This window comes from Acidisphaera sp. L21, assembly GCF_009765685.1.
Classification (GTDB): domain Bacteria; phylum Pseudomonadota; class Alphaproteobacteria; order Acetobacterales; family Acetobacteraceae; genus LMUY01.
Genome location: NZ_LMUY01000033.1, coordinates 35,992 through 61,005, shown reverse-complemented (window position 1 = coordinate 61,005; position 25,014 = coordinate 35,992). Strand labels below are relative to the sequence as shown.

The following is a 25,014-nucleotide window of genomic DNA, read 5'->3' as shown; positions in this document are numbered from 1 at the left end:
CCTACCAGCAACGCCACCTGCACCCAGGTGCCTGCGAACACGCTCGCCCAACCTGCTCTCGATCGCAGCCGCCACAGCGCCATGCCGAACACGAACTCCGGCACGCACCGCCCCAGCGCCTGCGGACCGCTGATGACGTTCACCACGCCGGCTGCCGGCACATCGAACAGGCTGCCGAACAGCACTGCCGAACCCACCAACACCACCAGCGCCACCAGCACCGTTGCCACTGCCAGCAGCGCCGGCCCCAACAGCACCAGCGGCATCAGCAGCGGAAACAACAGATTGGCCGCCCATTCCGCGCTGATCGACCATGCTGGACCGTCCAGGCTGGACCATGGCCAGATCCAGGTCTGAATCCCCGCCAAATTCGCGGCTAACCCCCCGAACGTAACATCGGGGTGGAGAAAGGTGAGCCAGCCCTCCCGGCATAGAACGAAGCACACCAGCGTCATCACCAGGAATAATGGGTACAGCCGGGCGACCCGGTGCTTCAGAAACAGAGCGGTCGCGGCCCATACATTTCCGCCGGCGAAACGCTTCTCATAGACCATCGCCAGCACGAAACCGCTGAGGATCATGAAAATGTCGACGGCGACATACATGTGCGGCAGCAGATTGCCCGGGAATCGATAGCTGAAATCGAGCGCCGTGTAGTGATCCACCATCACCAGGGTTGCCGCGACACCGCGTAACCCGGTGAGCGACCGAATTTCTCCGCTCATTTCGCACCTTACCGCACGTCGCCGCGCCTGTCCGCGCGACCCGGCGTCATCGTGGAAGCAACGCCCTGCTAACGCTAGTGGGCCGACCCAACGCTCACTGCGCCGCTGTGACCGCCATCACAGCCCGATAGGACAATTGGTCCTGATGCATCCGCTGGAACACCGCGTATTTGGCATCGTGATAGGCTCGGGTGGCGACGGCGGGCTCGATCACGGTGCCAGCCGCACTCATCGCGGCCATGGCGCCTTGGATGTCGGCATGCACACCGCCCGCCACCGCCCCCAGCATCGCGGCGCCCAGCAGCACAGCCTCCGGCTCCCGCGGCAGCACCACCCGGCAGCCGGTTGCATCCGCATGTTGGCGCAGGAAAACGCGGTCCTTCGTGCCGCCGCCGCAGGCCAGGATGGTGTCGATGGCCGCGCCGTTCGCGTTCATTGTCTCGATGATATGCCGCGTCCCGTATGCCACCGCCTGCACCGCCGCCAGATACAGCAGCGCCAGATCATCCACCGTGGCAGACAAAGACAACCCGCTGACCATCCCGCGCAGCGTCGCATCCGCCCGGGGCGAGCGATTGCCGTGGAAGTCCGGCATCACATGCAGCCCTGCCGTCAGGCGTGCCGTGTCCTGCCCGGCGGCCAGCGTATCCAACCGGTCGGCCAAAAGCGCGAACACATGCTGGCCGGTCTGCTGCGCCTGCTGTGCCACCGCCGGGTAGACGGCGTGGGTCTGCACCAAGTGATCGATCAGCGCACCCGTCGCCGACTGACCACCCTCGTTCAGCCACATTCCTGGCACCATGGCGGAGAAATACGGCCCCCAAACCCCGGGGACGAAATTCGGCTCCGGCGACACCGCCATGTGGCAACTGGACGTGCCGCCGATCAATGCCACCCGGCGTCGCAAATCCGTCGGCCCATCCAGCGTCGCGCCGATGACGCCAAGGCCGCCCGCATGCGCATCGATGGCGGAGGCGCCGACCGGAATACCCGGCGCCAAGCCCAACTCATCCGCCGCTGCGGCCGACAACCCGGCGCCGACCTGTGCCCCCATCGGCAGCACGGTTTGCCCGATCCGCGCAAATCCCTCATCGGCCAACGCGCCCAACCCGATGGCGCGGAAGAAACTCTCGTCCCACCGTGCTTCGTGCCCAAGATAGGTCCACTTGCACACGGTGGAGCATAGCGAGCGGGACAGTGCCCCGGTGGCGCGCCACGTCAGGTAGTCCGGCAAATCGAAGAAATGAGCCGCCCGAGCCCAGGTTTCCGGCATCTCCTCCTTCAGCCACAGCAGCTTCGGCGTTTCCATCTCCAGCGAAATACGACCGCCGACATAGCGCAGCACGTCGTGCCCGGTGGCGTTGATCCGGTCCGCCTGGCTGGCCGCCCGATGGTCCATCCACACGATGATGTCCTGCTCCGCAGCGCCGTCCGGATCGACCGACACCGGCCGCCCCGCCGCATCCAGCACCACCAGCGAGCACGTCGCGTCGAACCCGATCCCGCGCACGGTATGCGGCCCGGCCGCCGCCATCGCCTCGCGAACCGAGGCACACACTGCCGCCCAGATATCGCCACTGGATTGCTGCACGAAATTCATTGCCGGGCGCCAGGTGCGGATGGGCCGGCTGGACTGGGCCAGCATGGTACCTGCCGGGTCGAACACCCCGGCCCGCGCGCTGCCGGTGCCGACGTCAACGCCGATGACGACATCCATCGCCGCGGCTCAGGCCTTGCCGCAGATGAACACGTCCAGCCCCAGTTCCGCCGCCAGCGCCGCCTTGGTCGCCATTGCCAGATCCGCCTCGGCCGCCGAGTTGGCGTAGACGACCTGCACGTGGTTCGCCTTGTGCCGCGCCATCATCTGGTCGCGCGACACGCCGTGCAGCACGCCATGCATGATCGGCCATTGCGGCGTGGTGTCGCGCCACCGCCGCTCCGTCTCCTCCATCGGCAGGTCCGCGACGTGGCCGCGGCCGAGGTCCATCTTCAGCTTGCCGCCCTCGACGAAAATGCGGGACCACACGATCTCGCCTGGCTTGGCCACACCGCGCACTGTGCCGCCGCCCAAGCGGAAATACATTGGCGGCTGGCGCATGCTGTCCGTCCCGCGCCATCCGCCCACATGATGCGCCGGTGGAGCTGCGCCCGAGATCTCGAACACCCACACATATTCGCTGGTCGAGCCGCTGCGGTCGATGTCGCCCCAGCGCAGGTCGTGCAGCGTGGTTTCTACCGGCTGACCCAACGCGCGATGCACCCGGTTGGTGAACAGCGCGTCCAACCCGGCGCACTCATCCACCTCGTTGAAATGCGGGATCGCTCGCCCCGCCCGGATCGCCACTCCGTCCACCCCGAACACCGGCGGCCGGTCGTCATTGTTCAACAATCCCTCCGCCAGATCCGACGCGGGAAGCAGATCCTTCAACCCTTGCTGATACTGGATGCCGATCGTCTCGCACCCGAACTCCTGGGCTATACGAACTGCAGCGATGTAGGTGCGGCACTGGTCCAATACCTGCGTCTCGGTCAATTCGGTCGCCGGGTCGGCACCGAAATGGAACTTCATGCCGGCGTTCACCAGCCAATCATACACCGCGCGCGCCTCCGCCTCCGGCACTTCACGCGCCGCGGCATACAGGCTGGACTGCGACAACCGTTCCTTGAACACGCCCAACGGCGCCAGCAATTCGTCGGGGATGATGGAGTTGTACATCCCCATGCAGCCCTCATCGAACACACCCATGATCGATTTGCGCCGCCGCAGATCCGCGGCGATTGTCTCGGCAATCCCCTGGGCCTGCCCCGGCGCGGCACTCGGCATGAACTTACGCACATGAGTTGTGTCGTGTGTGATCCAGCCCTCCGCCAGCCACTCCCGCAGCTTGCCGGTGAAGAATGCGTCGGTGAAATCCTCACTCCACAAGGTGCTGTAGCGAACCCCCGCCTTCGTCAGCGAGCCGTTCAGGTTCAGCATGCCCACCAGTCCGGGCCACTGCCCCGACCAATTTGCCACCGTCAGGATGGGGCCGCGATGGCTCGTCAGCCCCGCCAGCACGTGATGCGAATACTGCCAAACCGCCTCTGCCACGATGATCGGCGCGTCGGGGTCGAGTTCGGCGAAGATTGCCATGCCCTGTTTCTGGCTGGCGATAAATCCGTGGCCTGTTGCCGCGTCCACCGGATGCGCCCGCGTCACCGTGCTGCCGCAGGCCGCCACGGCCGCTGATAGCTGCGTCTCCATCGCGGCCTGCGCGGGCCAGCACATCGCATTGGCGCTCTGCCGCAGGTCGCCGCTGGCCACCAACAGAACCTGCTTGGGATTTGTCATCGTATGGCGTTCCCCGAATTCGTCTTGTTCGCTTGGCCCATCCTAGGGCCGACCCACCGCCCACGCAACGGACGTTGACAGACTGACATGTTAGTTCCTAACTGCCGGCATGACGCTGCGCGCACAAGCCTATGACGCGTTCACCCGCCAGCTGCTGGATCGCCAGTTGCTGCCAGGCCAGTTCGTCACGCAGCGCGACCTTGCCGCCTTGGTCGGCTTCCCGCTCGGCGCTATCCGGGAAATGATCCCCCGGCTTGAGGCGGAGGGCCTCGTCAAAACCCTCGCCCAACGCGGCCTGCAGATCACCGGCGCCGATCCGCGCCTGATCCGTTACGCCTTCCAGTTGCGCGAGATGATCGAGAGCGAGGCGATTGTCCATTTCGTCCGCACCGCCTCCGACGAAACCGTCGCCCAACAGGTTGCCGGCCTGGCCGACGTTACCGCCCAGGCGCGAACCGGCAAGATCGATCCGAAGCTAGTGGCTCGTGCCCAAGCCATCGACTGGGGCTTCCACGACCTGATCGTCGAAAGCCTCGGCAATCCGCTGCTGAACGACGTGCACCGGGTCAACGCCATTCGCATACGCATCATGATGTACGACCGCGTCACCCTGTCCCCCGACGTGCTGGACCCGGCGCTGGACGAACATCGCCCGATGCTGGAGGCCGTCGCCAAACGTGATGCCAAGGGCGCGCTGAAGGCCCTGAAATCCCACCTCGCCTCCGCCCGCCGCCGCGCGCTGGCCCTGGACGAAGCAGACTAAATCAAGCCCACGAACCAAGAAGGACTAGGAAACGTGACAGACGGCATCGGCGGATTTTGGGTCGCCACCGCAACACCCCTGGCGGCCAACGGTAGTGTAGACCACGCCCGCCTGGCCGAGCACGGCGCCTGGCTGTTCCGCCAAGGCGTGGAAGGTCTCGTGTTATTCGGCACCACCGGCGAAGGCACCTCCTTCTCCGCGACGGAACGGCTGGAGACAGTGTCCGCCCTGCTGAAGGCCGGCGTCGCCCCCAACCAGTTGGCCCTCGGCACCGGCTTCCCCGCCGTGCCCGACACGATCGCCCTGTCCAAAAGCGCCCTGGCGCTCGGGCTGCAGCACATGCTGATCCTGCCGCCTTATTTCTACCGGGACGCCTCTGCCACCGGCCTGGAAGACGCTTTCGCCGCGATCATCGAGGGCGTAGCCGATGACCGCCTGCGGGCCACGCTGTACCACATCCCGCAAGTCTCCGGCGTCGCGATCCCGCCCGCCGTGCTGGCCAATCTGCGCGTCCGCTTCGGCAAGCTGCTGGCGGGCGTGAAGGATAGCAGCGGCAATTTCGAGCATTTCCGCGCATTCCGTGCCGCCGCGCCCGACGTCGCCGTCACCATCGGCAATGAAGTCGACATCGCCCGCGCCCTGGCCGAGGGCGGCACCGGCACGATCTGCGGCATGGCCAATCTGGTACCCGGCATGGTCCACGCCCTGTTCCGCGACCCGGCCGCCGCCGGCCCGATGCAGGCCGCCGTCGACCTGATGACCGGCCCGTTCTGCCCCACGCTGAAAGCCGCCCTGGCCGAGTTGACGGGCGAGCCCGCCTGGTCCCATGTGCGCCCACCACTCCATGCCGCCAGTTGGGCGGAGGGCCATCGCGTCGCCGCCGGGCTGCGCGCCCTGCAACAGGACGTTGCCGCATAAAGGACGAGCCTTACCAGGGCAGCGTGTCCAAGCGCTGTCGAGACCGACCGTAACAAGCACACAGAGTGCACCCGGCCCAGCCGGAGGAGGAAACAAACCATGGTAACCCGCCGTACACTTCTGCAGGGCTCCGCCGCCATCCTCGCCGCGCCCGCGTTGATCAGCCGAGCCAACGCCCAATCCAAGTTCGACTGGCAACAATGCAAGGGCCAGACGGTCGTCGTGACCATGTCGAAAAACCCGCGCGCCGATACGCTTCAGAAATATCAGAAAGAGTTCGAGGCGCTGACCGGTATCAAGGTCGATTCCGAGCAAATGCCCGAGCAGCAGCAGCGCTCCAAGGCGATCCTGGAACTGTCCACCGGGCGCCCCAGTTTCGACGTGCTCCACTACTCCCTACACGTCTCCAAGCGTATCATCGGCCAAGGCAAGTGGCTGGAGGATCTGCGTCCCTACGTCGCAAACGCAGCGCTCACCGCGCCGGATTTCGACTTCACCGATTTCAGCCCCTCTAGCCGCACCACCGCCACCCAGCCCGACGGCCGCATGGACTCCCTGCCGCTAGAGTCGGATTTCTGGCTGATCTACGTCAACAAGAAGCTGTTCGCCGACAAGGGCATCAAGATGCCCACCACCTTCGACGAAATGCTGACCGCCGCCCGCGCGCTGACCGATAAATCCAGCCAGACCTATGGTTTCGTCGGCCGAGGCCTGCGCAACGCCAACGTCCCCGTCTGGACCAACTTCCTGCTGGGCCAGAACCAGGAGACGATCACCCCCGACGCCCATACCCTACTGACCGACACGCCGCAGGCCATCGCCGCCGCCGAAATGTACAAGTCGATCATGCGGGACTCCGCACCCCCCGGCGTCGTCGGCTTCAATTGGAACGAATGCCAAACCAGCTTCATGCAGGGCAAGGTCGCCATGTGGATGGATGGTGTCGGTTTCACCCCGCCATTGGTGGACAAGACAAAGTCCAAGATCGCCGACCAGGTGGGTTTCGTCACCATGCCGGCCGGGCCGACGGGCCATGGCTGTTCCGTCTTTACCGATGCCGTCGGCGTCACCTCGCAAAGCAAGGTGAAGAACGCGGCCTATCTGTATTGCCAGTGGGCCACCGGCAAGCAAATGCTGCTGAACATGGTGCGCGCTGGCGGCGGCGCCTCCCCGCGGCTCAGCACCTATCAGGACCAGGGGCTGATGGCGAACAGCCCGTTCGGCCAGGAATGGCTGGGCACCCTGCTGGCCAGCGCGAAGATCGCCCGCTCCGGCCTGCCGGAAATCATTCCGGTGAACGAATTCCGCGACACGTTCGGCGTGGCGCTCACCAACATGATCGGCGGCGCGGATGCCGCGACCGAATTGAAGAAGGCGACCGAAAACTTCAAGCCAATCTTGGAAAAGTCTCTGCAGGGATGAGTCACGCCGCAACCACGGTGGTGCCCGCCAGCAACGCGGCGGCGCGCCCATCCAGCCGCAACTACGCCCGCAGCTACTGGCTGTTCATTCTGCCGGCGGGCATCGTCGTGGCTGCGGTGATCGTCTTTCCCTGGATCTTCACCCTGTTCATGTCGCTGCAGGACTTCCATGTCGGCGGAGCCATGAGATTCGTAGGATTGGCCAATTACGAACGGATGCTCAGCGATGATCGGTTCATCTGGGCGATCATCCGCACCTTCTACTTTACCGCGCTCGCGGTCATCTTCCCCACCCTCATCGGCGTGGCCGCGGCGGTGTGCTTCAACAAACATTTTCCGCTGCGAGGCCTGGCGCGCACCATCTTCATCCTGCCCATGATGGCGACACCCGTCGCCATCGCCCTGGTTTGGACGATGATGTTCCACCCGCAATTGGGCGTGCTGAACTACTTGCTCACCTCCGTGGGCCTCCCGCCCTCCACTTGGGTCTACGACAGCGCAACCGTCATCCCGACGCTGGTAATGGTGGAAACCTGGCAATGGACGCCGCTGATCATGCTTATCGTGCTCGGCGGCCTCGCCAGCCTGCCGCAAGATCCGTATGAGGCTGCCGCGCTCGATGGCGCATCCGGCTGGCAGGCCTTCCGCCACATCACGCTCCCGCTGGTCTGGCCATTCATCATGGTCGCTCTGGTCTTGCGCGCCGTCGACGCGTTGAAGGCGTTCGACACCATCTTCGTCATCACCGGTGGCGGCCCCGGCACCTCCAGCGAGACGCTGAACCTGTACCTCTACCAGGAAGCCTTCTCCTATTACGACATCGGCTACGCCTCGGCGATCGTCGTGGTGTTCTTCATCCTCATCATGGCCGTCACCCTCGTGCTGATGGGCACCCGTAAGAAGGCGAAGGCGGCATGACCCGGCGTCGCGCCAAGCGCATCGGCGGCAAGATCGGCCTCGCCATCTCGGTGCTGATTTTGGTATCGCCCGCGCTTCTGTTCTTCCTATGGATGCTGTCCTTGGCGCTAAAGACGGAGGTCGACAACACCGCCTATCCGCCGGTGTTCTTCCCCACCACCCTCACGCTCGACAATTTCCGCGCCGTGTTCGAGCAGAATGATTTCGTCGGCTACACGATCAACTCAATCATCGTCTCGTTCAGCGCCACCGGCTTCGCTTTGCTCGTCGGCGTCCCCGCTGGCTACGGCATCGCCAAGGCGAAGGCATCGGCATCGGCCGCGCTCATCCTGGTGGCCCGCATCACGCCGGGTCTCAGTTACCTGGTGCCGTTATTCCTGTTGTTTCAATGGCTGAACCTGACCGGAACGTTGCTGCCCATCGTCATCACCCATCTGGTGATCACCGTGCCCATCGTCGTCTACGTCATGGTCGGGTTCTTCGAAGGGCTGCCGAACGAGTTGGAAGAGGCAGCCTTGGTCGACGGCTCCACCATCTGGCAGGCCTTCTACCGCGTTGCTCTGCCGCTGGCGCGTCCTGGTATCACCGTGGCCACCATTCTGTCGTTCATCTTCAGTTGGAACAACTTCATCTTCGGCGTGGTCCTCGCCGGCCGTACGACGCGCACCCTGCCGGTGGCGGTCTACAACACGTTGACGTTCGAACAGATCAGTTGGGGTCCGCTGGCGGCATCGGCCCTGCTGGTCACGGCGCCGGTGCTGTTGCTGACGCTGGCGATGCAGCGGGAGATTGTTGCCGGACTCACGGCGGGTGGCGTCAAGGGCGGCTAGCCTCGAGCTTTGCCCCAAACCCCACCAGCGGACAGGCGTCCTCTGGACACCTTGACCTCAAGGGGTTGCAGGGGATGACTATCCCCTGCGCTTAAACGACGGCTCCAGACTCATCGGCCTGCATCAGATGCATGTGGTTCATATTCACCACCAGCGGCAGCGGCTGGCCCGGCTGCGCCGTCGTGGCCGGGTCGCAACGCGCGATCACTGGGGCATCGCCGATGAAGAAGTGGATCAGCGTTTCCATGCCCATCGGCTCCACCACATCGACGATCGCCATCAGCGGCACGAAGCCATCGCGCCCGGCATCCGCCACATCCGTCAAATGCTCCGGCCGCAGGCCCAGCACCATGTTGCGATCCTTGTAGGGCGCATACCGTGCGACGCGTGCCGCGGGAATCGCCAGCACGGTGCCGTCCGTCAACCGCACGCCCAGACCTTCGCCGTGCGCCACGACCGTCACCGGTAGAAAGTTCATGCCAGGGCTGCCGATGAACCCGGCGACGAAGCGGTTGGCCGGGTTGTGATACAATTCCTGCGGAGGGCCGACCTGCTCGATCCGCCCGGCATTCATCACCACCACGCGGTCGGCCAGCGTCATTGCCTCAATCTGGTCGTGCGTCACGTAGACCGTGGTGGTGGGCACGATCTGGTGGACCTTCTTGATCTCGGTCCGCATCTGCACGCGCAGCTTTGCGTCGAGGTTGGAAAGCGGTTCGTCGAACAGGAACACCTTCGGATTGCGGACGATGGCGCGGCCCATGGCAACGCGCTGCCGCTGCCCGCCGGATAGCGCCTTTGGCTTGCGCGCCAACAGCGGCACGATGTCCAGGATCTTGGCCGCGCGGTCCACCCGCTCCTTGATGTCGGCCTTGGCGAAATGCCGCAGCTTCAGCCCAAACGCCATGTTGTCGAACACGGTCATGTGCGGATACAGCGCGTAGTTCTGGAAGACCATGGCGATGTCGCGATCGCGCGGGGGCATGTCGTTCACGACCTGCCCGTCGATGTGGATCTCTCCCGAGCTAATTTCCTCCAGCCCGGCAATCATCCGCAGCGTCGTGGATTTGCCGCAACCGGACGGGCCGACCAGCACGACGAATTCCTTGTCGGCGATCTCCAGGTCGATGCCGTGCACCGCCTGATAGGTCTCGTATTGCTTGACGATCTTGCGAACCGAAACATGTGCCATAGGCGCCCCTTGCTTCCGCATCTAACGACGGCTTCGCACCATCATAGCTTCATCCTCAGTCCCGTCACAGGCCTATGCTTGCAAGTTTCGTTCAAAGCTGGACTGATTATGCGTAACCTGAAGGACCAACCATGACGCTGCGCCGCATCCAACCCCAGGGCCGCCTATCCGGCGCCGTCATCCATGGCGGCCTCGTCCACCTCGCCGGACAGGTGGCGGATGACGCCACGCTGGATATGGAGGGGCAGACCGCCGACGTCCTGCGCCAGATTGACGCGATCCTGGCGGAGGCCGGGACGGATAAAAGCCACCTGATTTCGATCCAAATCTTCGTCACCGACATCACCGACGTGGCTGCGATGAATCGCGCCTGGGATGCCTGGCTGGACAAGGCCAACCCGCCAGCCCGCGCCACGGTGGAGGCCAAGTTGGTGAACCCGGCCTGGCGGGTCGAAATCACCGGCGTGGCCGCCCTCCCCTGAGCCAATCTGCCGACCTACCTGGCCTGCTCTCGTCCATCCTGGTGGCGCATGGGTGTTCGCCCCATGTCGCCACCATCCTCGCTGCCAATTGCGCCACGGCGGAGCGGGATGGCAGCACCAGCCACGGCCTGTTCCGCATGCGGCACTACGTGTCGACGTTGCGAAGCGGCTGGGTGGATGGCAGGGCGGAACCGGTAATTGCGGACGCCGCACCGGGCTTCGTCCGTGCCGATGCGAAGAATGGCTTCGCCCAGATCGCCCTGGCGGAGGCGGCGCCACTGCTGGTGCAAAAGGCCCGCACCAACGGCATCGCCGTGCTGGCCATCCGCCAATCGCACCACCTTGGCGCGCTCTACCTCGATGTGGAGCCGTTTGCCTTACAGGGCCTGGTGGCGCTGACGGTGGTAAACTCCATCGCCGTCGTGGCGCCGCATGCCGGGTCCCGCGCGGTCTACGGCACCAACCCAATCGCGTTCGCCGCCCCCACTGCCGACGGCGCGCCTTTGGTGTTCGACCAGGCCACCTCCACCGCGGCCCTCGGCGATGTGCGCGTGGCCCAACAGGCCGGGCACGATTTGCCGTATGGCGCTGGACTGGACCGTGCCGGCCAGCCCACAAACGACCCAGCGGCCATCCTGGATGGCGGCGCACTGCTTCCCTTCGGCGGCTACAAGGGGGCAGCGATCTCGCTGATGGTTGAAATCCTCTGCGCCGCTCTGGTGGGGGCCAATTTCTCGTTCGAGGTCGATTCCTCGGCCTACCCCGGCGCAAAAACCGGCTGCACCGGCCAGACGATCATCGTCATCGATCCCGCCGCCGGGTCGGACGGCCTGGCGCCGTTGCCCGCCCGCGTCAGCACACTGGTGGCCGCGCTTCAGGATGCCGGCCAAACCTATATTCCGGGCGGTCGCCGCCTCATCGCCCGCTCCCAACCATCTGCCCCGATCGACCCGGCGGTATGGACGGAGTTGCGATCCTTGCTGCCCGCCTAGCGGCGGATAGACAATCCGCCACCCGTATATCCAGGTGCGCCATGCAAGTTGCAAAATGGGGCAACAGCCTTGCTATCCGCCTCCCTGCCGACGTCGTCGAGATCTTGCAGTTGCGCGCGGCCGACGAAATCGAAATCCGGGTGGCCGACGGCAACGAGTTCGCCGTCGCGCGCACGCCGGGCGGCAGGACCGACTGGAACACCTTCGCGCCTATCGCGGTCTCCTGCCTGCGGATTTCAAGTTCGACCGCGAAGAGGCCAATATAAGGTAGCTTCTTCGACACCAATGTCCTGATCTACCTGGTCTCTGCCGACCCGGCGAAGGCGGAACGTGCCGAGACCATGTTGAACGACGGCGGCTTTATCAGCGTCCAGGTGCTGAACGGAGTGACCAAACTGTTGCGTCGCAAGCGGCGCTTGTCCTGGCCCGACACCCACAACATCCTCACAGTGCTACGCGTCCTCCTGACCGTCCAGCCGAACACGCTCGCGGTCCACACGACGGGCCTATGCCTCGCCGAGCGCTATCGACTCTCCTTCACGACGCGATGATTGCCGCCCCCGCCCATGCACACTGGCTGCGACACGCTTTGGTCGGAGGCCATGCAGCACGACATGGTCCTGGACAGCGCGCTGCACATTTGCAACCCGTTCTAGCCGTTCCACTTGCCAACCAACTCGAGTTACGCTATGTCCGGTCGTCCGGATGAATAAGCGCAAAGGCTTCCGCCCGATGGCAACCACACTGAAATACAACACATGGCACGCCGACCCCACTCGCGAGCCCACCATGGAGGAGGCGCATCGCCCCCTCTGGAACCATTTCATCCGGACGATTCCCGAAGCCGACCTTTCCACCCGCGCGGTGCTCGATTTCGGCTGCAACCGCGGCGGCTTCCTCCGCCTCCTCCACGCGCAAAAACCCTATCGCCGTGCCTTGGGGGTCGACATCGCCGAGGCATTCATCGCCGCCGCCCAAACCCTGGTCGGCAATGCGCCCGCCGAGTTCGTCGCAACCACCGACCTTTCTCCGTGGAGCGACTGCTTCGACGCCGTGGACTACTACGCCGTCCACAAACTCCTCTTCCGCCTCGTCAAGACCGAGTGACCCGGCATGGCGCTGAAACGCAAAACCGGCAATGCGCTGTGGCTGCAGGTCGAGCAGGCCCTCGCGCAGGACATTCTCGTCGGCGCCCTTCTTGCCGGCGCCCAGTTGCCCACCGAGCCCGCCTTGATGATCCGTTTCGGCGTCAGCCGCTTCACCATCCGCCAGGCCATCGCCAGCTTGGAAAACCGCGGCCTCGTGCGTGCCGAGCAAGGCCGCGGCACCTTCGTCCACGCCCCCACGCTCACCTACCCACTCTCCGAACGCACCCGCTTCTCCCGCAACCTCATCGAACAGGGGTTCGACCCAGGTGGCGAAGTCCTATCGCAAACCGTGGTCCCCGCCGGCCCTGACATCGCTGCGAAACTGGGTATTCCGGAATGGCAATCCGTGGTGCATCGCCGCGGCATCGGAAAAGCCAACGACATCCCGATCGAACTCGCCGATGTGTTCCTGCCGCTGAACCGCTTGCCGGACTTTCCGCGCCGCCGGGCCGAGCACGCAACCTATACGGCCACGCTCGCCAGTTACGGCATCAAGGACTACCTACGCGCTTCCACCCAGATCGAAGCGCGCATGCCCAGCGAGGAAGAGGCGCGACTACTACGCCAGGCCATATCGTCGCCGGTCTTCGTCGTCACCCGCCTGGATACCGATCTCGACGGCGGCCCGATCCTGTATGGCAGGGCGACCTGGTGTTCCGACCGTGTCACCTTCGACCTTACTGAGTGGCACGCGCGCTCCGCACCCTAGAGCAACAACTGCAACTGCGGTGCTACGGTTTCTTCTGGCGCCACGCTACCGCGTCGATCCCGCTCCGTCCGCGCAGTGAACATCAGATCTGCCCCGCGCCCGAAAACGCCTGCCAAAACACTGTCCAAACTGGCAGCGTCCAAATCCTGCCAGCGCCGCCCGCGCAGTGGGCCCATCGGCACCCGCACCAGCAACGCCGGCTCCGCCGACCAGACGAGCAACTGGTCCACGTCCACCAGTGCCAGCATGTCGCGCAAATGATGCGCCGTCACATACGCATCCGGCCCAGCCCGGTGCGCGGGCAGCCCAGTGGCGCGGTCCAAACCCTCCGGCCGCCGCCAATATCGCAGGCCCTGGTTGGAATGCGTCGGCGCCTCCGGCCACAGCCGCAGCGCACATTTATAGGTGCAGATCCAGCGCGCCTGCCCACTCAGCTTCGGCGTGCACCAGCGCTGTTCGAACGCCGCCCGGTGCGCAGCGAGCGCGAGCCTGCCCGGCGGCTGCAACACTCTGGGCGCGGCTTCCGCCCAGCCCGGCGCGTTCGCCACATCCTCATCGATGATGTGGTGAATGGCCGAGGTCGCTGGGGAGATCGGGTTGCCAGGATGCACCAGCCGCGACCCTACCGGCCCACGCAACGACCAGTCGCCAATCGCCCCCAGGGCAAGGTCCTGCCACCCCACCTCCACCACCCCGCCATCGGCGAAACCATCTCCCGTGGTTTCCAGGTCGATCACGCGCAAAATGTCCGGGCTAGGGCTCATGCCCTTTATATTGGCAGGCGCGGCGCCAATAAAACCGCCTTACGCACGCTCCCGCAGCACCCGCGCCGGCACGCCGATCAGCAGCACGAGACCGCCCATGGTGATGATCGCGGCCGAGATCTGTAGGCCCAGGCTCAAACTCCCCGTTTCGACCCGGATCCATCCCAGCATCGCCGGGGTCAACGCCGCCGCGGTGGAGCCGAACGCGGTGGTGATCGCGATCCCACCCGCCTTCGCCCGGTCCGACAGATACACCGACGGGATCGACCAAAACACCGTCAGCCCGCAATAATGCCCGGCGGTCATGATCGCGATCAGCACGACCGTCAGATAGGGCGACCCTACCGTCAGCGACAGCGCCACCAACGCCGCCGCGGCCACGAACTCCGAACATGCAGCGTGCCACCGCCGCTCCAGCGTCTTGTCCGAATGCCACCCCACGATCACCATCGCGATAACACCGATCAACGGCGCGATCCCAGCGAGCAACCCGACATTCAGCACATCCTTGACGCCGGACGCGCTAATGATCAGCGGTGACCAGAACGACACCGCATTGGCCAGCGTATACGTGCCGCACCCGACGAGGCCCAGCACATACACGCGCGGATTACGAAATGCCTCCAGCAGGGAACCGTGGCCACCCTGCCCCTTTGCCGACTGCTCCGCCGCGATATCGGCAGCGACTATCGCCTTCTCCGCCGGGCTCAGCCAGGTTGCGTCGGCCGGCCGGTCCTGCAGCACATAGAACGCCGCCACGCCAAGCACGATGGACGGGACACCCTCCAACAGGAACAGCCACTGCCATTCCCGCAGCCCATACACGCCCGGGAAGCTGTGCATGATCCAGCCCGAGAGCGGCGAGCCGATGATTCCGGATAGCGGCAGCCCCATGAAGAACATCGCCGTCATCCGCGTGCGGCGGGCGGACGGAAACCAGTACGTGAGATATAGCAGGATGCCCGGAAAGAACCCCGCCTCCGCCATGCCCAGCAGAATGCGCGCGGCATAGAACTCATACGGCGTGCGCACGAACGCGGTAGCGGCCGACACGACGCCCCAGCCCACCATGATCCGCAACAGCGTCTTCCGCGCGCCGATCCGGTCCAGCAGCATGTTGCTGGGCACTTCGAACAGAATGAACCCGATGAAGAACAGCCCAACGCCGATCCCGTACACTTGCTCCGAAAAGCCGAGATCCTTGCGCAAACTCAATTGCGCGATGCCGATGTTGGTCCGATCGATGTAGTTGGCGACGTAACACAGCAGCACCAGCGGCATGATGCGCCAGGCAATCTTGCGATACAGCGCCCCTGCGGAATCGCTGTCCAACGCACCAACGGACGTCGCAACCTGCTGCATTCTCTCCCCCCGATGCGCATCGCGCTTGATGTTGCGTCTATCAACACGGACGCCGGAACGTCAACATGGAAGTGTTGACATCGTCAACACGCTTCGGTACTCCCATCGTCCAATGACGAAGACCAATGGTGGTGGGGCCATGTCCGATCCAGTGACCATATGCGAGTGCTTCGCGCGTGACGGCCTGCAGCATGAAACCGAACCGCTTTGGACCGCGAACAAGATCGCCGTCATCGACGCATTCACCGCCGCCGGATTCCCCCGGATCGAGGCGACCAGCTACAGCCACCCCGACCGCGTTCCCGCCTTTCGCGACGCGTCCGACGTGTTGGCAGGCATCACCCGCAAGCCCGGCGTCTACTACAAGGCCACCTGCCCCAACCCCCGTGCTATCAGCCGCGCCCTCGCCGATTTGGATGCCGGGCATGGCGCCAACGAACTGAGCCTGCTGGTGTCCGCCACCGCCAGCCATACCGAGCGGAACCTGCGCACCACCCGTGACGCCCAATGGGCCAGCGTGGCAGAGATGGTGCGCCTGGCCGCCGGGCGGTTCCGCCTGGTCGGCGTCATCTCCGTGGCACTCGGCTGCCCGTTCGAAGGCGCAGTCGACCCCGGCGTGGTCGTGGCCGATGTGGAGCGGTTTGCCGCATTGGGTGTCGGCCTGGTTGCGCTCGGCGATACCACCGGGCACGGCACCCCCAGCACCGTCCGCGCCCTATTTCGCCGCGTGGCGGCAATCCCCGGCATCACCCCCGTTGCCCATTTCCACAACACCCGCGGCACCGGACTGGCAAATTGCATGGCCGCGCTGGACGCCGGGTGCCGCTATTTCGACAGCGCGTTCGGCGGCGTCGGCGGCCACCCGGCGCAAATCCAATATGGCGGCGGCTTCACGGGTAACGTCGCCACCGAGGACTTGGTGAACCTGCTGGAATCCGAGGGCGTGCCGACCGGCTTGGACATGGACGCCGTCCTCGCAGCATCCCAACTGTGCGAGCAGGTGCTGGGCCGCGAACTACAAAGCATGGTGGCGCGTGCCGGGTTCGGCCTGCCCCCGCAACGGAGCCTGCAACATGCCTGACAACCTGATCTTGACCGAAAACCGCGACGCCATCCGTATCCTTCGCATGAACCGGCCGGACAAGCTGAACGCGCTGAACACCGCACTAACCCAGGCGCTGCTGGACGCGCTGGACGCCGCGAACCAGGACGACTCCGTTCGCGCCATCATCCTCACCGGCGAGGGTCGGGGCTTCTGCGCCGGCGCCGACCTGGCGGAGTTCAAGGATCTGACGCCGGACCATCAGCACCTAGTGGTCAAGCGCGCGGATTTGACCTGCCGCACCCAATCCATCCTGCAAAACCTGGGCAAGCCTGTCGTGTCCGCCGTGCGCGGCTCGGCCATTGGCGGCGGCGCCGGGCTGGCAATCGGCTGCGACATGATGGTTGCTGGCACAGACCTGAAGTTCGGTTATCCGGAGCTTAAACACTCCATCGTTCCCGCCCTTGTGATGACGGGCATGCAACGCCAACTCGGCCGCAAGATCGCGTTCGAACTGTTCAGCATGGGCCGCCTGTTGGGCGCCGAGGAAACGCTGAGGCTGGGCCTTGCCAACCGAGTCGTTGCACCCGACCAAGTGATGGACACCGCCATCGAAATCGCCGCCGTTTGGGCTGCCGCGAACCCGCTGGCGATGCAGGCGGCAAAGAGCCTGTTCTACCGCGTCGCCGACCTGCCCTACGATGCCGCCATGGCCGCTGGCCGGGACGTCAACGCGCTGATGCGCAGCTTTCGGGGCAGTTCCAAGTGAAGCCGCTGGCTGGAGTCAAGATCCTCGATTTCTCCCGCGTGCTGGCTGGCCCTTTCGCCACCCAGATCCTGGCCGAATTAGGTGCCGACGTCACGAAGGTCGAGCGCCCGCGGACCGGTGACGAATCTCGCAGCTTCGAACCGCAATTGCCCCACGGGCAAAGCGCATACTTCTTTGCGCTGAACCGGGCCAAGAAATCGATCACGCTCAACCTGAAATCCACAGCCGGGCAAGACATCGCCCGCCGCCTGGTCGCGCAGGCCGACGTGGTGGTGGAGAACTTCCTGCCCGGCGAAATGGCCAAATACAAGCTGGATTACGCCAGCCTCAGTGCCGACAATCCGCGCATGATTTACGTGTCCAACACCGGCTTCGGCCAGACCGGCCCCTACCGCAACCGCAATGGCTACGACACCGTGTTCCAGGCGCTATCGGGCGTGATGGACCTGACAGGATATCCGGATGCACCGCCTGCAAAGGTAGGGCTGCCCTTCGCCGACCTTACGTCTGGCCTATACATTGCCATCTCCATCCTCACCGGTCTGGTAGGCCGCAACGCCAGCGGGCGCGGCTGCTACGTGGATTTGGCGATGATGGACGTGCAGACCAGCCTGCTCAGCATCGCCGCCGCCCGGCTGTTCGCGTTGGACGAGGACCCGCAGCGCGTCGGAACTGAGCATATGGGCCGTGTCCCCTCGGCCGCGTTCCAATGCCGCGATGGCGGTTGGCTGCACATCAGCGGCAGCGACCAGCATTGGCAGAAGATCTGCCGCGTGCTGGAGCTAGCCGAGATGGCCGACGACCTGGCGCTTGCCGAGAACGCCGCCCGCGTCACCCGGCGTGACGAGATTATGGCCACCCTACGTGCTGCCATCGCCCAGCGTGACCGCACGCCCTTGGCGGAAGCACTTCGCGCCCAGGGTGTCCCGGCTGGCGAGGTGAACACAGTGCGCGACATTCTGAACGACCCACACATCCTGGCCCGCGGCATGATTGCCGGGTTCGACCATCCGACGGAGGGCAAGTTCGCGGCATTACGTAACCCGCTACGCTTCGACGGGTTCGACAATCCCATCACCGGCACGCCGCCCCTGTTGGGTGCGGACACCGATGACGTACTGCACAACGACCTTGGCATGGACAGCGCCGCCATCGCCGGGCTTCGCGCCGAACGGGTGATTTGATGACCGAAGCCGCCCACGTCCAACTTCGCCAGGATGGCCCGGTCGCGCGCGTCACGCTAGACCGCGCCGCCGCCCGCAACGCGCTGAACCTGCCGATGTGCCTGGCCCTGCGGGAAGTCTTCGCCACGTTGGACGGTGATGCCGACACCCGGATCGTGCTACTGGATGCACTTGGCCCAGTGTTCTGCGCCGGCGCCGACCTGAAGGAGCGCCAGGGTAAGGACGAGACCTGGGTGCGCAACCGCCGCCTAGCCGCCTTCAGCGCCTACGAAACCATCGAGCGGTGCAGCAAGCCGGTAGTCGCCGTGGTCGATGGCCCGGTCGTCGGATCGGGCGGGGAAATCGCAATGGCCTGCGACTTCATCATCGCCTCCCCAAAGGCGAGCTTCCGCTTTCCGGAGCCGCAATGGGGGACGGTCGGCGCCACGCAGCGGCTACAGCGTGTCATCGGCAAGCGCCGGGCAAAGGAGTTGCTGTTCACCGGCCGCGCCATGCCGGTCGAAGAGGCCTACGGCCTGGGCCTGGTCGCCCGCCTGGTCGACGACGTCGCCGCCACGGCGGAAGAAGTCGCTGCCCAAATTGCCAAGGCCCCCGCGCTCGCCATGGCACTGACCAAACAAGCGGTGGAACTGGGTGAGGAAGTCGCCCTCGCGACCGGCATCCGCATCGAACTGGCGCAGATCGAGCGTATTCTGGCCGATGGCGGCTGGCGCAAGGGGATCGACAGCTTTTCCCGCGACGTCACCGGCAAGGCGGAGGGCTAGACCATGAACCTCGCTTCCATGTGCCCGCTGACCACGGATGACGCGCTACGCCGGGCCATCGCCGTGGCACCGGAGGTTGAGGCAATCGTCGCCTCCGACGGGCGGCTCAGCTACGCGCAACTGGGCGCGGCCGTGGCGAAAACCCGTGCGGCACTGACAGCGGCCGGTGTGGAGCACGGCGACCATGTCGGACTTTGCCTTGGCAATGGCGCGAACTGGATCGTCCTATTCCTCGCCTTGGGCTCGATCGGCGCCGTCACCGTGCCGATGAACACCCGCTTCCGGGCGGAGGAGATGGCCTACGCGCTACGTCAATCCCGCGTGACGATGTTGTTCGTCGCCGACCGGTTCCTGAAGGTCGATTTCATCGCCATGCTGCGGGAAATCTGTCCCGAGATCGACACGACCCTCCCCGGCGGGGCATTGCCCGATCTGCGCCGCCTGGTGGTGCTGGGTGACGATGTGCCACCGGGCGCCATCGGCATGGGGGATTTCATGGCCCAAGCCACCGGCCCGGCCGACGCCGCGTGCACGCCGGACGATGTCCTGCTGATCCAATACACCTCCGGCACCACATCTTTCCCCAAGGGCGTGATGCTGACGCACACCAATATGTTGGCAAACGCCTATTTCTCCGGTGGCCGCATCGGATTCCGCGTTGCCGACCGCTACCACTCCGCCCGCCCATTCTTCCATGTCGCCGGCAGCACCCTCTCCGTGCTCTCCGCGCTGCAACACGTCGTGACGTTGATAACCATGGACCGGTTCGAGGCCGACGAGGCGCTTCGCCTGCTGGAGGAGGAACGCTGCACCCATTTCTCCGGCAACGACACCATGGCGCTGATGCTGCTAAATCACCCCAGCCGCTCGGACCGCCGCTTCTTCCTGCGTGGCGCCTGGGCCGCCGCGTCCCCCACCGTCATGCGCCGCATCATCGACGAATTGGGTGCGAAGGAATGCGTCGCCGGCTACGGACTGTCCGAAGCCTCCCCCAACATCGCGCAATCCTGTTGGTGGGAGCCGGAGGAGACCCGCACCGCCTCCCGCATGCGTCTGCAACCCGGCGTGGAAGTCATCATCCAAGCCGAAGACGGCACGCCCTGCCCCGCCGGCACGCCCGGCGAGATCGTGGTCCGCGGTTGGAACGTCATGCGTGGCTATTTCGATAAGCCAAAGGAAACCGCGGAGGCACTGACCCCAGACGGTTGGTTGTCCACCGGCGACCTCGGCCGCCTGGGTGACGATGGCCGGCTGGAGTTCCTGGGCCGCGTGAAGGACATCGTGCGCGTTGGCGGCGAAAACGTCTCCCCAGCCGAAATTGAAAACCTGCTGCACCGCCATCCCGCCATTCGGCAAGCCGCCGTTGTCGGCGTGCCCGACCCGCGACTGATGGAGGTCGTCGCCGCGTTCGTCATCCCCAACGAGGGTTTCGTCTGCGACCCCGGCGCGATCATGGCCTGGTGCAAGGACCACATCGCCGGGTTCAAGGTGCCGCGCCACGTCTGGGTCGTCGAAGATTTCGAGTCGATTGGCATGACGGCGAGTTCCAAGGTGCAAAAGAAGCCACTCGCAGCCCACGCCCGCAAACTGATGGGCCTGGCTGGATGAAGATCCCGACCGACATCACCCGTCTGCTGGGGATCGACCTGCCGATTGCCCAGGCGGGCATGTCATGGGCGTCCTCCAACTCCGCCCTGCCGCTTGCGGTGGCGAACGCTGGCGGCCTGGGCGTCATCGCCGCCGGGCCGATGCGCCGCGACGATCTAGTGCGGGCCCTGGACGAGATGCAGGCCGGCACCGATCGCCCCTGGGCGGTGAACATGCCGCTGTATCGCCAGGGTGCCGACGAAGTGCTGGATCTTCTGGCCGAGCGGCGTGTGCCGATCCTCATCGCCTCCCAGGGTGGGCCTAAGCGATATCTGGACCGGTTCAAGGCGCTCGGCACGATCTGCCTGCATGTCGTGGCCGGCGAAGAACATGCTGCCAAGGCCGCGGCTGCCGGTGTCGATGGCCTGGTCGTCGTGGGTGGCGAGGCTGGCGGCCATCCGCCGGCCGAACTCGTCTCCACCCTGGTCGTCGTCCGCGCCGTGGTCCGCGCATTGGCCGGCCGCATCCCCATCATCGCGTCCGGCGGCTTCGCGGATGGCGCCGGACTAGCAGCTGCGCTCGCGCTGGGTGCCGGTGCGGCGAATTTTGGCACCCGCTTCATCGCCACGCCGGAGGCGAACGTCCATCCGGCCTATAAGCAGGCCGTGCTATCCGCTGGAATCGACAGCACTCGCACGGTCGGCCGCGGCATGGGCATGATCCGCACGCTCAGCAACGATTTCGCCGAACGCATGATGACGATGGAAGCGGAGGGCGCCACAATGGACGACCGCAAAACCGTTTTCGCCGCCAGCACGCTGAAAATGGCTGCCTTCGATGGCGACCTGGCGGAGGGCAAGTTGGAGGCCGGCCAATCCGTCGGCCTAGTCGACGACATCGTGCCCGCCGGGGATCTGACACGCCGCATCGCCAACGAATACCTCGCCGCGCTCCGCCACATGCCGCAGCCCGTCTGATGCGCACGCACATCGCGACCTCCGATGCCACCAGCATCACGGTGCGCGGGCGGGATCTGGTGAACGATCTCATCGGCCGGCACAGCTTCACCGAAATACTGTATTTTCTAGTCGTTGGCCGCATGCCGGAACCGCCGGAAACCCGCGTGCTCGACGCATGCCTGGTCACGCTGATGGAGCACGGGCTGAACCCCGCCACGCTCGTCACCCGCCTGATGGCCGATAGCGTGCCCGATCAAATTCAGGTCGCAATGGGCGCCGGGCTGATGGCGATCGGCGACGTGTTTGCCGGTACGATGGAGGGCTGCGCCCGCATCCTGGCTGAAGGCGCCCAATCCGCCGACCCGGCGCGATACTGCACCGACCTGGCCAAACAGGCCCGCGCCACCAAACAGATCGTCCCCGGCTTCGGCCATCGCACCCACAAGCCAGATGATCCCCGCACCCCACGGCTGCTGGCCATCGCTGCCGAAAACGGGCGCGACCAGCGGTTCGTCCCGATGCTACACCTTCTGAGCCAGGCAGTGGATTCCGCGGCTGGCCGGCACATCACCGTCAACGCCACCGGCGCCATCGCGGCGCTGCTGCTGGAAATCGGCATTCCCGTGCCGGTCATGCGCGCCATGGCCGTAGTATCCCGCGCTGGCGGCCTGGCCGGGCATGTATTGGAGGAGCAATCCACCCACTCCGCCCGCCATGTCTGGGATCTGGCACGGCAAGGAATCCCGTACGAGAATCCCTAGTCCTCGTCCGCGAGGGTCAGCGCCGACTCGTCCTTTATGAACAACCGCGCCGCGTCTGCCAGCTTGTCCAGCGCCCCATTCAGCACCGCCAATTCGGCCGGGCCTAAGGCAGCCCGGAACGCGCGGTCCCGCTCCCCTGCGGACGCGATCAGCCCGACATACACCCGGCGGCCCTCTTTCGTCAGGCTCAATTCCACAGCCCGGCCACCGCTGGGCGACATCTCGCGCAGCACCAGATGCCGGTCGATCAGCGACGTCACTACCCGGCTCATCTGCGCCTTGTCCAGCCCGGCGGCGCGCGACAAATGGATCAGCGATTGTGGCGCGCCCGTCGCCAATAGCGCCAGCGCACGCCATTCCCCCAGGCTCACATCGAATTCGCGCCGATAGCGCAGCGCCGCACCGCGCGACATCAGGCTGGCGGTGCGCGACAAGCGATAGGAAATGAGGTCCCGAATGGAAAGCTGGCTCGCGGATGCGGCGCTGGCGCGTCGGGCGGGTTTCGCCATTCGGGTCTCACTTCAGCTCATGGATCGGTCGCCTCCCCTGTACCGATACGCGCCAGCTTCGTCTATTCGCGGCTATCAACTCACCATCGCATAGGCCGGCCGCCGCGGGTCCGCGCCCGCCGCCAGCAGCCCGGTGGCCGGGTCGGACCGGATCACCTCCACGCAACCAGCCAGCCACGTTACATCGGGCCAATCTTTCACGGTATGGCCCCAGGCGCTCAACTGCGCCCGCACTTCCACCGGAATGCGCGACTCTACCGCAAGCCGCCCCGGGAAATAATCGAACGGCGCGAAGGATGACGGGAACGAATAGCTCGCCACCCGCGGCGCCTCGATCGCCTCCTGCACCTCCATCCCGAAATGCAGCACGTTCAGCATCACCTGCAGCATCGCTTGGATCTGCACGTCCCCACCCGGCGTGCCAAACGGCATCACCCCGCCATCCGCCAGGATCGCCATCGCCGGGTTCGGCGTCAGCCGCGGCCGCTTGCCCGGCCCCACGCCCGAGGGATGCGCCGGGTCCGGACGGCTCTGCGACCCGCGGCCCGACGGAATGATCCCCAGCCCCGGCACGACTGGCGAGTTATATGACCCATCGGATGGCGTGGCGCTGAACGCATTGCCCCAGCGATCCACTGCGCAGACGTAGCTGGTATCCGCCTCCACCGTCGGCATCTCGGCATCCGCCGGCATGAACCCGGCGATCGGCCCATCCTGCGCCGGCGGCATCTCCCCGAACGCCCTGCCGTCCCGCATCAGCGCCACGCGCTTGCGGATCGTTTCCGGCGCCAGCAGGTAATCCAGCGGCACATCCACGAACGCCGGGTCGCCAAAGAACCGCTCCCGATCCGCCATCGCCAGGTTGATGCATTCCGTCAGCCGGTGCAGGTAGACGGCCGAGTTGTGCTCCAACCCGTCGATCCCAGCCTGCTCCAGCAACAGCAATGCCTCCAGCAGCGCCGGGCCTTGGCACCAGGGGCCACACACCGCCACCTTGTGACCGCGCCACGACCGCACCACCGCCGGCTCGATCCGCGACCGATATTCCGCCAGATCGTCCATCCGCAGATAGCCGCCCTCCGCCTCCTGGAACGCCACGATCTGGCGCGCAATGTCGCCGCGGTAGAACGCATCATGCGCCGCCCGCAGCCCCGCGGCCCGATCCGGCGCCGCCCGATCCTGGTCCGCCATATACGTCAGCGTCCGCGCCAGATCGCCCTGCACGAACCGTTCCCCGACCTGCGGAACCTTGCCCCCCGGCAGGAAGATCGCCGCGTTGCTCGGGTAACTCGCATACTCGGCCTCGTGCGTCCTGATCGTGTGGTGCAGCAGCGGATTGACCGCGAACCCCTCCGCCGCGCACTTGATCGCCGCCGCAACGACATCGGCGAACCGCATCGTCCCATGCCGCTCCAGCGCCTGGATCCACGCATCGGGTGCGGCCGGAATCACCGTGCGCTGCACCCCATTCGGGATCTTCCCCGCCGCCTTGAACACATCCGGCGGCAGCCGCTTCGGCCAATGCCCCAACCCGGCGATCGTCTCCAGCGTGCCATCCGCCATCCGGATCATGATCGGCGCGACGCCTGCGACGTTCACCAGATCCGGCAGCAACACGCCCAGTGCGATCCCCGCCGCGCAACCCGCATCCACTGCGTTGCCGCCGGCCTCCAAAATCGCGAACCCGGCGGCCGTCGCCAGGTAATGCCCGGCGGATACGCCGTGCCGTGTGCCGTAAAGCGTTGGGCGTGCGGTGCTGGTCATGGCGTGCCTTTCGGGCTGGCCCCCTGGGCCACCAATTGCTGGTCCATCCGGGGAGTGTAAGTGATGCCGCTCCGTGCCGCGGCAATGGTGAATTCGGAATACATTGGGATCATGCCCAAG

General features: G+C 65.4%; 26 protein-coding genes. 18 read left to right on the top strand and 8 right to left on the bottom strand.

Translation table 11 applies throughout. The features are described 5' to 3' along the window. The 3 genes from GSQ76_RS08690 to GSQ76_RS08680 all read right to left on the bottom strand — a co-directional run. Positions 1–725 (bottom strand): acyltransferase (locus GSQ76_RS08690; protein ID WP_158743518.1); only part of this gene is annotated, 725 nt, incomplete at its 3' end. Between the two features lie 94 nt (positions 726–819). Next, complete coding sequence (locus GSQ76_RS08685; RefSeq protein WP_158743517.1) at positions 820–2,442, bottom strand: FGGY-family carbohydrate kinase; 1,623 nt, start codon at positions 2,440–2,442, stop codon at positions 820–822. A 9-nt stretch (positions 2,443–2,451) separates the two neighbouring features. Further along, positions 2,452–4,056 (bottom strand): fucose isomerase, encoded by a 1,605-nt coding sequence (locus tag GSQ76_RS08680; RefSeq protein ID WP_158743516.1) that lies wholly within the window; start codon positions 4,054–4,056, stop codon positions 2,452–2,454. 109 nt (positions 4,057–4,165) lie between these two features. On the opposite strand from GSQ76_RS08680, the gene GSQ76_RS08675 reads away from it, so the two are divergent. The 5 genes from GSQ76_RS08675 (at position 4,166) to GSQ76_RS08655 (ending at position 8,906) form a co-directional block, all read left to right on the top strand. Then, the gene (locus GSQ76_RS08675) at positions 4,166–4,819 is read left to right on the top strand and encodes a GntR family transcriptional regulator (protein ID WP_158743515.1); all 654 of its coding nucleotides are present in this window, start codon (positions 4,166–4,168) and stop codon (positions 4,817–4,819) included. A 33-nt stretch (positions 4,820–4,852) separates the two neighbouring features. Further along, on the top strand, positions 4,853–5,737 hold the full coding sequence (locus GSQ76_RS08670; protein WP_158743514.1) for a dihydrodipicolinate synthase family protein: 885 nt from the start codon (positions 4,853–4,855) through the stop codon (positions 5,735–5,737). Between the two features lie 99 nt (positions 5,738–5,836). Next, complete coding sequence (locus tag GSQ76_RS08665) at positions 5,837–7,159, top strand: sugar ABC transporter substrate-binding protein (RefSeq protein WP_158743513.1); 1,323 nt, start codon at positions 5,837–5,839, stop codon at positions 7,157–7,159. Beyond that, complete coding sequence (locus GSQ76_RS08660; RefSeq protein ID WP_158743512.1) at positions 7,156–8,076, top strand: carbohydrate ABC transporter permease; 921 nt, start codon at positions 7,156–7,158, stop codon at positions 8,074–8,076. Before GSQ76_RS08665 ends, GSQ76_RS08660 begins: the two co-directional genes overlap by 4 nt. Beyond that, the gene (locus GSQ76_RS08655) at positions 8,073–8,906 is read left to right on the top strand and encodes a carbohydrate ABC transporter permease (RefSeq protein ID WP_158743511.1); all 834 of its coding nucleotides are present in this window, start codon (positions 8,073–8,075) and stop codon (positions 8,904–8,906) included. Before GSQ76_RS08660 ends, GSQ76_RS08655 begins: the two co-directional genes overlap by 4 nt. A gap of 91 nt (positions 8,907–8,997) precedes the next feature. On the opposite strand, the gene GSQ76_RS08650 is transcribed toward GSQ76_RS08655, so the two are convergent. Continuing rightward, positions 8,998–10,098: an ABC transporter ATP-binding protein gene (locus tag GSQ76_RS08650; protein WP_158743510.1), complete on the bottom strand. Its 1,101-nt coding sequence runs from the start codon at positions 10,096–10,098 to the stop codon at positions 8,998–9,000. A gap of 131 nt (positions 10,099–10,229) precedes the next feature. On the opposite strand from GSQ76_RS08650, the gene GSQ76_RS08645 reads away from it, so the two are divergent. The 6 genes from GSQ76_RS08645 to phnF all read left to right on the top strand — a co-directional run bounded on the left by GSQ76_RS08645 (position 10,230) and on the right by phnF (position 13,429). Beyond that, positions 10,230–10,580, top strand: a complete 351-nt coding sequence (locus tag GSQ76_RS08645; RefSeq protein WP_158743509.1) for a RidA family protein — start codon at positions 10,230–10,232, stop codon at positions 10,578–10,580. Beyond that, entirely contained in the window at positions 10,469–11,572 is a 1,104-nt protein-coding gene (locus GSQ76_RS08640) for an Ldh family oxidoreductase (protein WP_335904889.1), read from the top strand. Before GSQ76_RS08645 ends, GSQ76_RS08640 begins: the two co-directional genes overlap by 112 nt. 41 nt (positions 11,573–11,613) lie before the next feature. Beyond that, complete coding sequence (locus GSQ76_RS08635; protein WP_254070309.1) at positions 11,614–11,838, top strand: AbrB/MazE/SpoVT family DNA-binding domain-containing protein; 225 nt, start codon at positions 11,614–11,616, stop codon at positions 11,836–11,838. Between the two features lie 75 nt (positions 11,839–11,913). After that, positions 11,914–12,123, top strand: a complete 210-nt coding sequence (locus tag GSQ76_RS08630; RefSeq protein ID WP_158743508.1) for a hypothetical protein — start codon at positions 11,914–11,916, stop codon at positions 12,121–12,123. Positions 12,124–12,304: 181 nt separating this feature from the next. Further along, positions 12,305–12,679, top strand: coding sequence for a bifunctional 2-polyprenyl-6-hydroxyphenol methylase/3-demethylubiquinol 3-O-methyltransferase UbiG (locus GSQ76_RS08625; RefSeq protein WP_158743507.1), 375 nt, complete (start codon positions 12,305–12,307; stop codon positions 12,677–12,679). Between the two features lie 6 nt (positions 12,680–12,685). After that, on the top strand, positions 12,686–13,429 hold the full coding sequence (gene phnF / locus GSQ76_RS08620) for a phosphonate metabolism transcriptional regulator PhnF (protein WP_158743506.1): 744 nt from the start codon (positions 12,686–12,688) through the stop codon (positions 13,427–13,429). Here phnF and GSQ76_RS08615 read toward each other — a convergent pair. Both GSQ76_RS08615 and GSQ76_RS08610 read right to left on the bottom strand, forming a co-directional pair. After that, positions 13,426–14,193, bottom strand: coding sequence for a 3'-5' exonuclease (locus GSQ76_RS08615; RefSeq protein ID WP_158743505.1), 768 nt, complete (start codon positions 14,191–14,193; stop codon positions 13,426–13,428). The two genes, phnF and GSQ76_RS08615, sit on opposite strands and share 4 nt — an antisense overlap. A 39-nt stretch (positions 14,194–14,232) precedes the next feature. After that, the gene (locus GSQ76_RS08610; RefSeq protein WP_158743504.1) at positions 14,233–15,555 is read right to left on the bottom strand and encodes an MFS transporter; all 1,323 of its coding nucleotides are present in this window, start codon (positions 15,553–15,555) and stop codon (positions 14,233–14,235) included. 139 nt (positions 15,556–15,694) lie between these two features. Here GSQ76_RS08610 and GSQ76_RS08605 point away from each other — a divergent pair, with 139 nt between their 5' ends. From GSQ76_RS08605 to GSQ76_RS08575, 7 genes are read left to right on the top strand one after another with little or no spacing between them, the layout of a single operon-like run. After that, positions 15,695–16,636, top strand: coding sequence for a hydroxymethylglutaryl-CoA lyase (locus GSQ76_RS08605; RefSeq protein WP_158743503.1), 942 nt, complete (start codon positions 15,695–15,697; stop codon positions 16,634–16,636). Beyond that, entirely contained in the window at positions 16,629–17,366 is a 738-nt protein-coding gene (locus tag GSQ76_RS08600; RefSeq protein WP_158743502.1) for an enoyl-CoA hydratase/isomerase family protein, read from the top strand. Before GSQ76_RS08605 ends, GSQ76_RS08600 begins: the two co-directional genes overlap by 8 nt. Then, positions 17,363–18,550 (top strand): CaiB/BaiF CoA-transferase family protein, encoded by a 1,188-nt coding sequence (locus GSQ76_RS08595; RefSeq protein ID WP_158743501.1) that lies wholly within the window; start codon positions 17,363–17,365, stop codon positions 18,548–18,550. Before GSQ76_RS08600 ends, GSQ76_RS08595 begins: the two co-directional genes overlap by 4 nt. Continuing rightward, positions 18,550–19,314, top strand: coding sequence for an enoyl-CoA hydratase/isomerase family protein (locus tag GSQ76_RS08590; protein WP_158743500.1), 765 nt, complete (start codon positions 18,550–18,552; stop codon positions 19,312–19,314). Before GSQ76_RS08595 ends, GSQ76_RS08590 begins: the two co-directional genes overlap by 1 nt. A 3-nt stretch (positions 19,315–19,317) precedes the next feature. Then, positions 19,318–20,922 (top strand): AMP-binding protein, encoded by a 1,605-nt coding sequence (locus tag GSQ76_RS08585; RefSeq protein WP_158743499.1) that lies wholly within the window; start codon positions 19,318–19,320, stop codon positions 20,920–20,922. Further along, positions 20,919–21,878 carry a nitronate monooxygenase family protein gene (locus GSQ76_RS08580; RefSeq protein WP_158743498.1) on the top strand — a complete coding sequence of 320 codons (960 nt, stop codon included), beginning with the start codon at positions 20,919–20,921 and terminating at the stop codon, positions 21,876–21,878. Before GSQ76_RS08585 ends, GSQ76_RS08580 begins: the two co-directional genes overlap by 4 nt. After that, the gene (locus tag GSQ76_RS08575; RefSeq protein ID WP_158743497.1) at positions 21,878–22,621 is read left to right on the top strand and encodes a citryl-CoA lyase; all 744 of its coding nucleotides are present in this window, start codon (positions 21,878–21,880) and stop codon (positions 22,619–22,621) included. The genes GSQ76_RS08580 and GSQ76_RS08575 overlap by 1 nt, the downstream gene beginning before the upstream one ends. Here the strand turns inward: GSQ76_RS08575 and GSQ76_RS08570 are convergent. Together GSQ76_RS08570 and GSQ76_RS08565 are read right to left on the bottom strand one after the other, a co-directional pair. Further along, positions 22,618–23,130, bottom strand: coding sequence for a MarR family winged helix-turn-helix transcriptional regulator (locus GSQ76_RS08570; protein WP_158743496.1), 513 nt, complete (start codon positions 23,128–23,130; stop codon positions 22,618–22,620). The genes GSQ76_RS08575 and GSQ76_RS08570 overlap by 4 nt on opposite strands. Before the next feature lie 75 nt (positions 23,131–23,205). Next, positions 23,206–24,894 carry a gamma-glutamyltransferase family protein gene (locus GSQ76_RS08565; RefSeq protein ID WP_158743495.1) on the bottom strand — a complete coding sequence of 563 codons (1,689 nt, stop codon included), beginning with the start codon at positions 24,892–24,894 and terminating at the stop codon, positions 23,206–23,208. Positions 24,895–25,014: the final 120 nt, after the last annotated feature.

Bases quoted from the DNA above. Each gene is read 5' to 3' on its own strand.
- GSQ76_RS08685 (WP_158743517.1), bottom strand. From the start codon at position 2,442: ATGGATGTCGTCATCGGCGTTGACGTCGGCACCGGCAGCGCGCGGGCC.
- GSQ76_RS08680 (WP_158743516.1), bottom strand. From the start codon at position 4,056: ATGACAAATCCCAAGCAGGTTCTGTTGGTGGCCAGCGGCGACCTGCGG.
- GSQ76_RS08675 (WP_158743515.1), top strand. From the start codon at position 4,166: ATGACGCTGCGCGCACAAGCCTATGACGCGTTCACCCGCCAGCTGCTG.
- GSQ76_RS08665 (WP_158743513.1), top strand. From the start codon at position 5,837: ATGGTAACCCGCCGTACACTTCTGCAGGGCTCCGCCGCCATCCTCGCC.
- GSQ76_RS08660 (WP_158743512.1), top strand. From the start codon at position 7,156: ATGAGTCACGCCGCAACCACGGTGGTGCCCGCCAGCAACGCGGCGGCG.
- GSQ76_RS08655 (WP_158743511.1), top strand. From the start codon at position 8,073: ATGACCCGGCGTCGCGCCAAGCGCATCGGCGGCAAGATCGGCCTCGCC.
- GSQ76_RS08650 (WP_158743510.1), bottom strand. From the start codon at position 10,098: ATGGCACATGTTTCGGTTCGCAAGATCGTCAAGCAATACGAGACCTAT.
- GSQ76_RS08645 (WP_158743509.1), top strand. From the start codon at position 10,230: ATGACGCTGCGCCGCATCCAACCCCAGGGCCGCCTATCCGGCGCCGTC.
- GSQ76_RS08635 (WP_254070309.1), top strand. From the start codon at position 11,614: ATGCAAGTTGCAAAATGGGGCAACAGCCTTGCTATCCGCCTCCCTGCC.
- GSQ76_RS08630 (WP_158743508.1), top strand. From the start codon at position 11,914: ATGTTGAACGACGGCGGCTTTATCAGCGTCCAGGTGCTGAACGGAGTG.
- GSQ76_RS08625 (WP_158743507.1), top strand. From the start codon at position 12,305: ATGGCAACCACACTGAAATACAACACATGGCACGCCGACCCCACTCGC.
- phnF (WP_158743506.1), top strand. From the start codon at position 12,686: ATGGCGCTGAAACGCAAAACCGGCAATGCGCTGTGGCTGCAGGTCGAG.
- GSQ76_RS08615 (WP_158743505.1), bottom strand. From the start codon at position 14,193: ATGAGCCCTAGCCCGGACATTTTGCGCGTGATCGACCTGGAAACCACG.
- GSQ76_RS08610 (WP_158743504.1), bottom strand. From the start codon at position 15,555: ATGCAGCAGGTTGCGACGTCCGTTGGTGCGTTGGACAGCGATTCCGCA.
- GSQ76_RS08605 (WP_158743503.1), top strand. From the start codon at position 15,695: ATGTCCGATCCAGTGACCATATGCGAGTGCTTCGCGCGTGACGGCCTG.
- GSQ76_RS08600 (WP_158743502.1), top strand. From the start codon at position 16,629: ATGCCTGACAACCTGATCTTGACCGAAAACCGCGACGCCATCCGTATC.
- GSQ76_RS08590 (WP_158743500.1), top strand. From the start codon at position 18,550: ATGACCGAAGCCGCCCACGTCCAACTTCGCCAGGATGGCCCGGTCGCG.
- GSQ76_RS08585 (WP_158743499.1), top strand. From the start codon at position 19,318: ATGAACCTCGCTTCCATGTGCCCGCTGACCACGGATGACGCGCTACGC.
- GSQ76_RS08580 (WP_158743498.1), top strand. From the start codon at position 20,919: ATGAAGATCCCGACCGACATCACCCGTCTGCTGGGGATCGACCTGCCG.
- GSQ76_RS08575 (WP_158743497.1), top strand. From the start codon at position 21,878: ATGCGCACGCACATCGCGACCTCCGATGCCACCAGCATCACGGTGCGC.
- GSQ76_RS08570 (WP_158743496.1), bottom strand. From the start codon at position 23,130: ATGGCGAAACCCGCCCGACGCGCCAGCGCCGCATCCGCGAGCCAGCTT.
- GSQ76_RS08565 (WP_158743495.1), bottom strand. From the start codon at position 24,894: ATGACCAGCACCGCACGCCCAACGCTTTACGGCACACGGCACGGCGTA.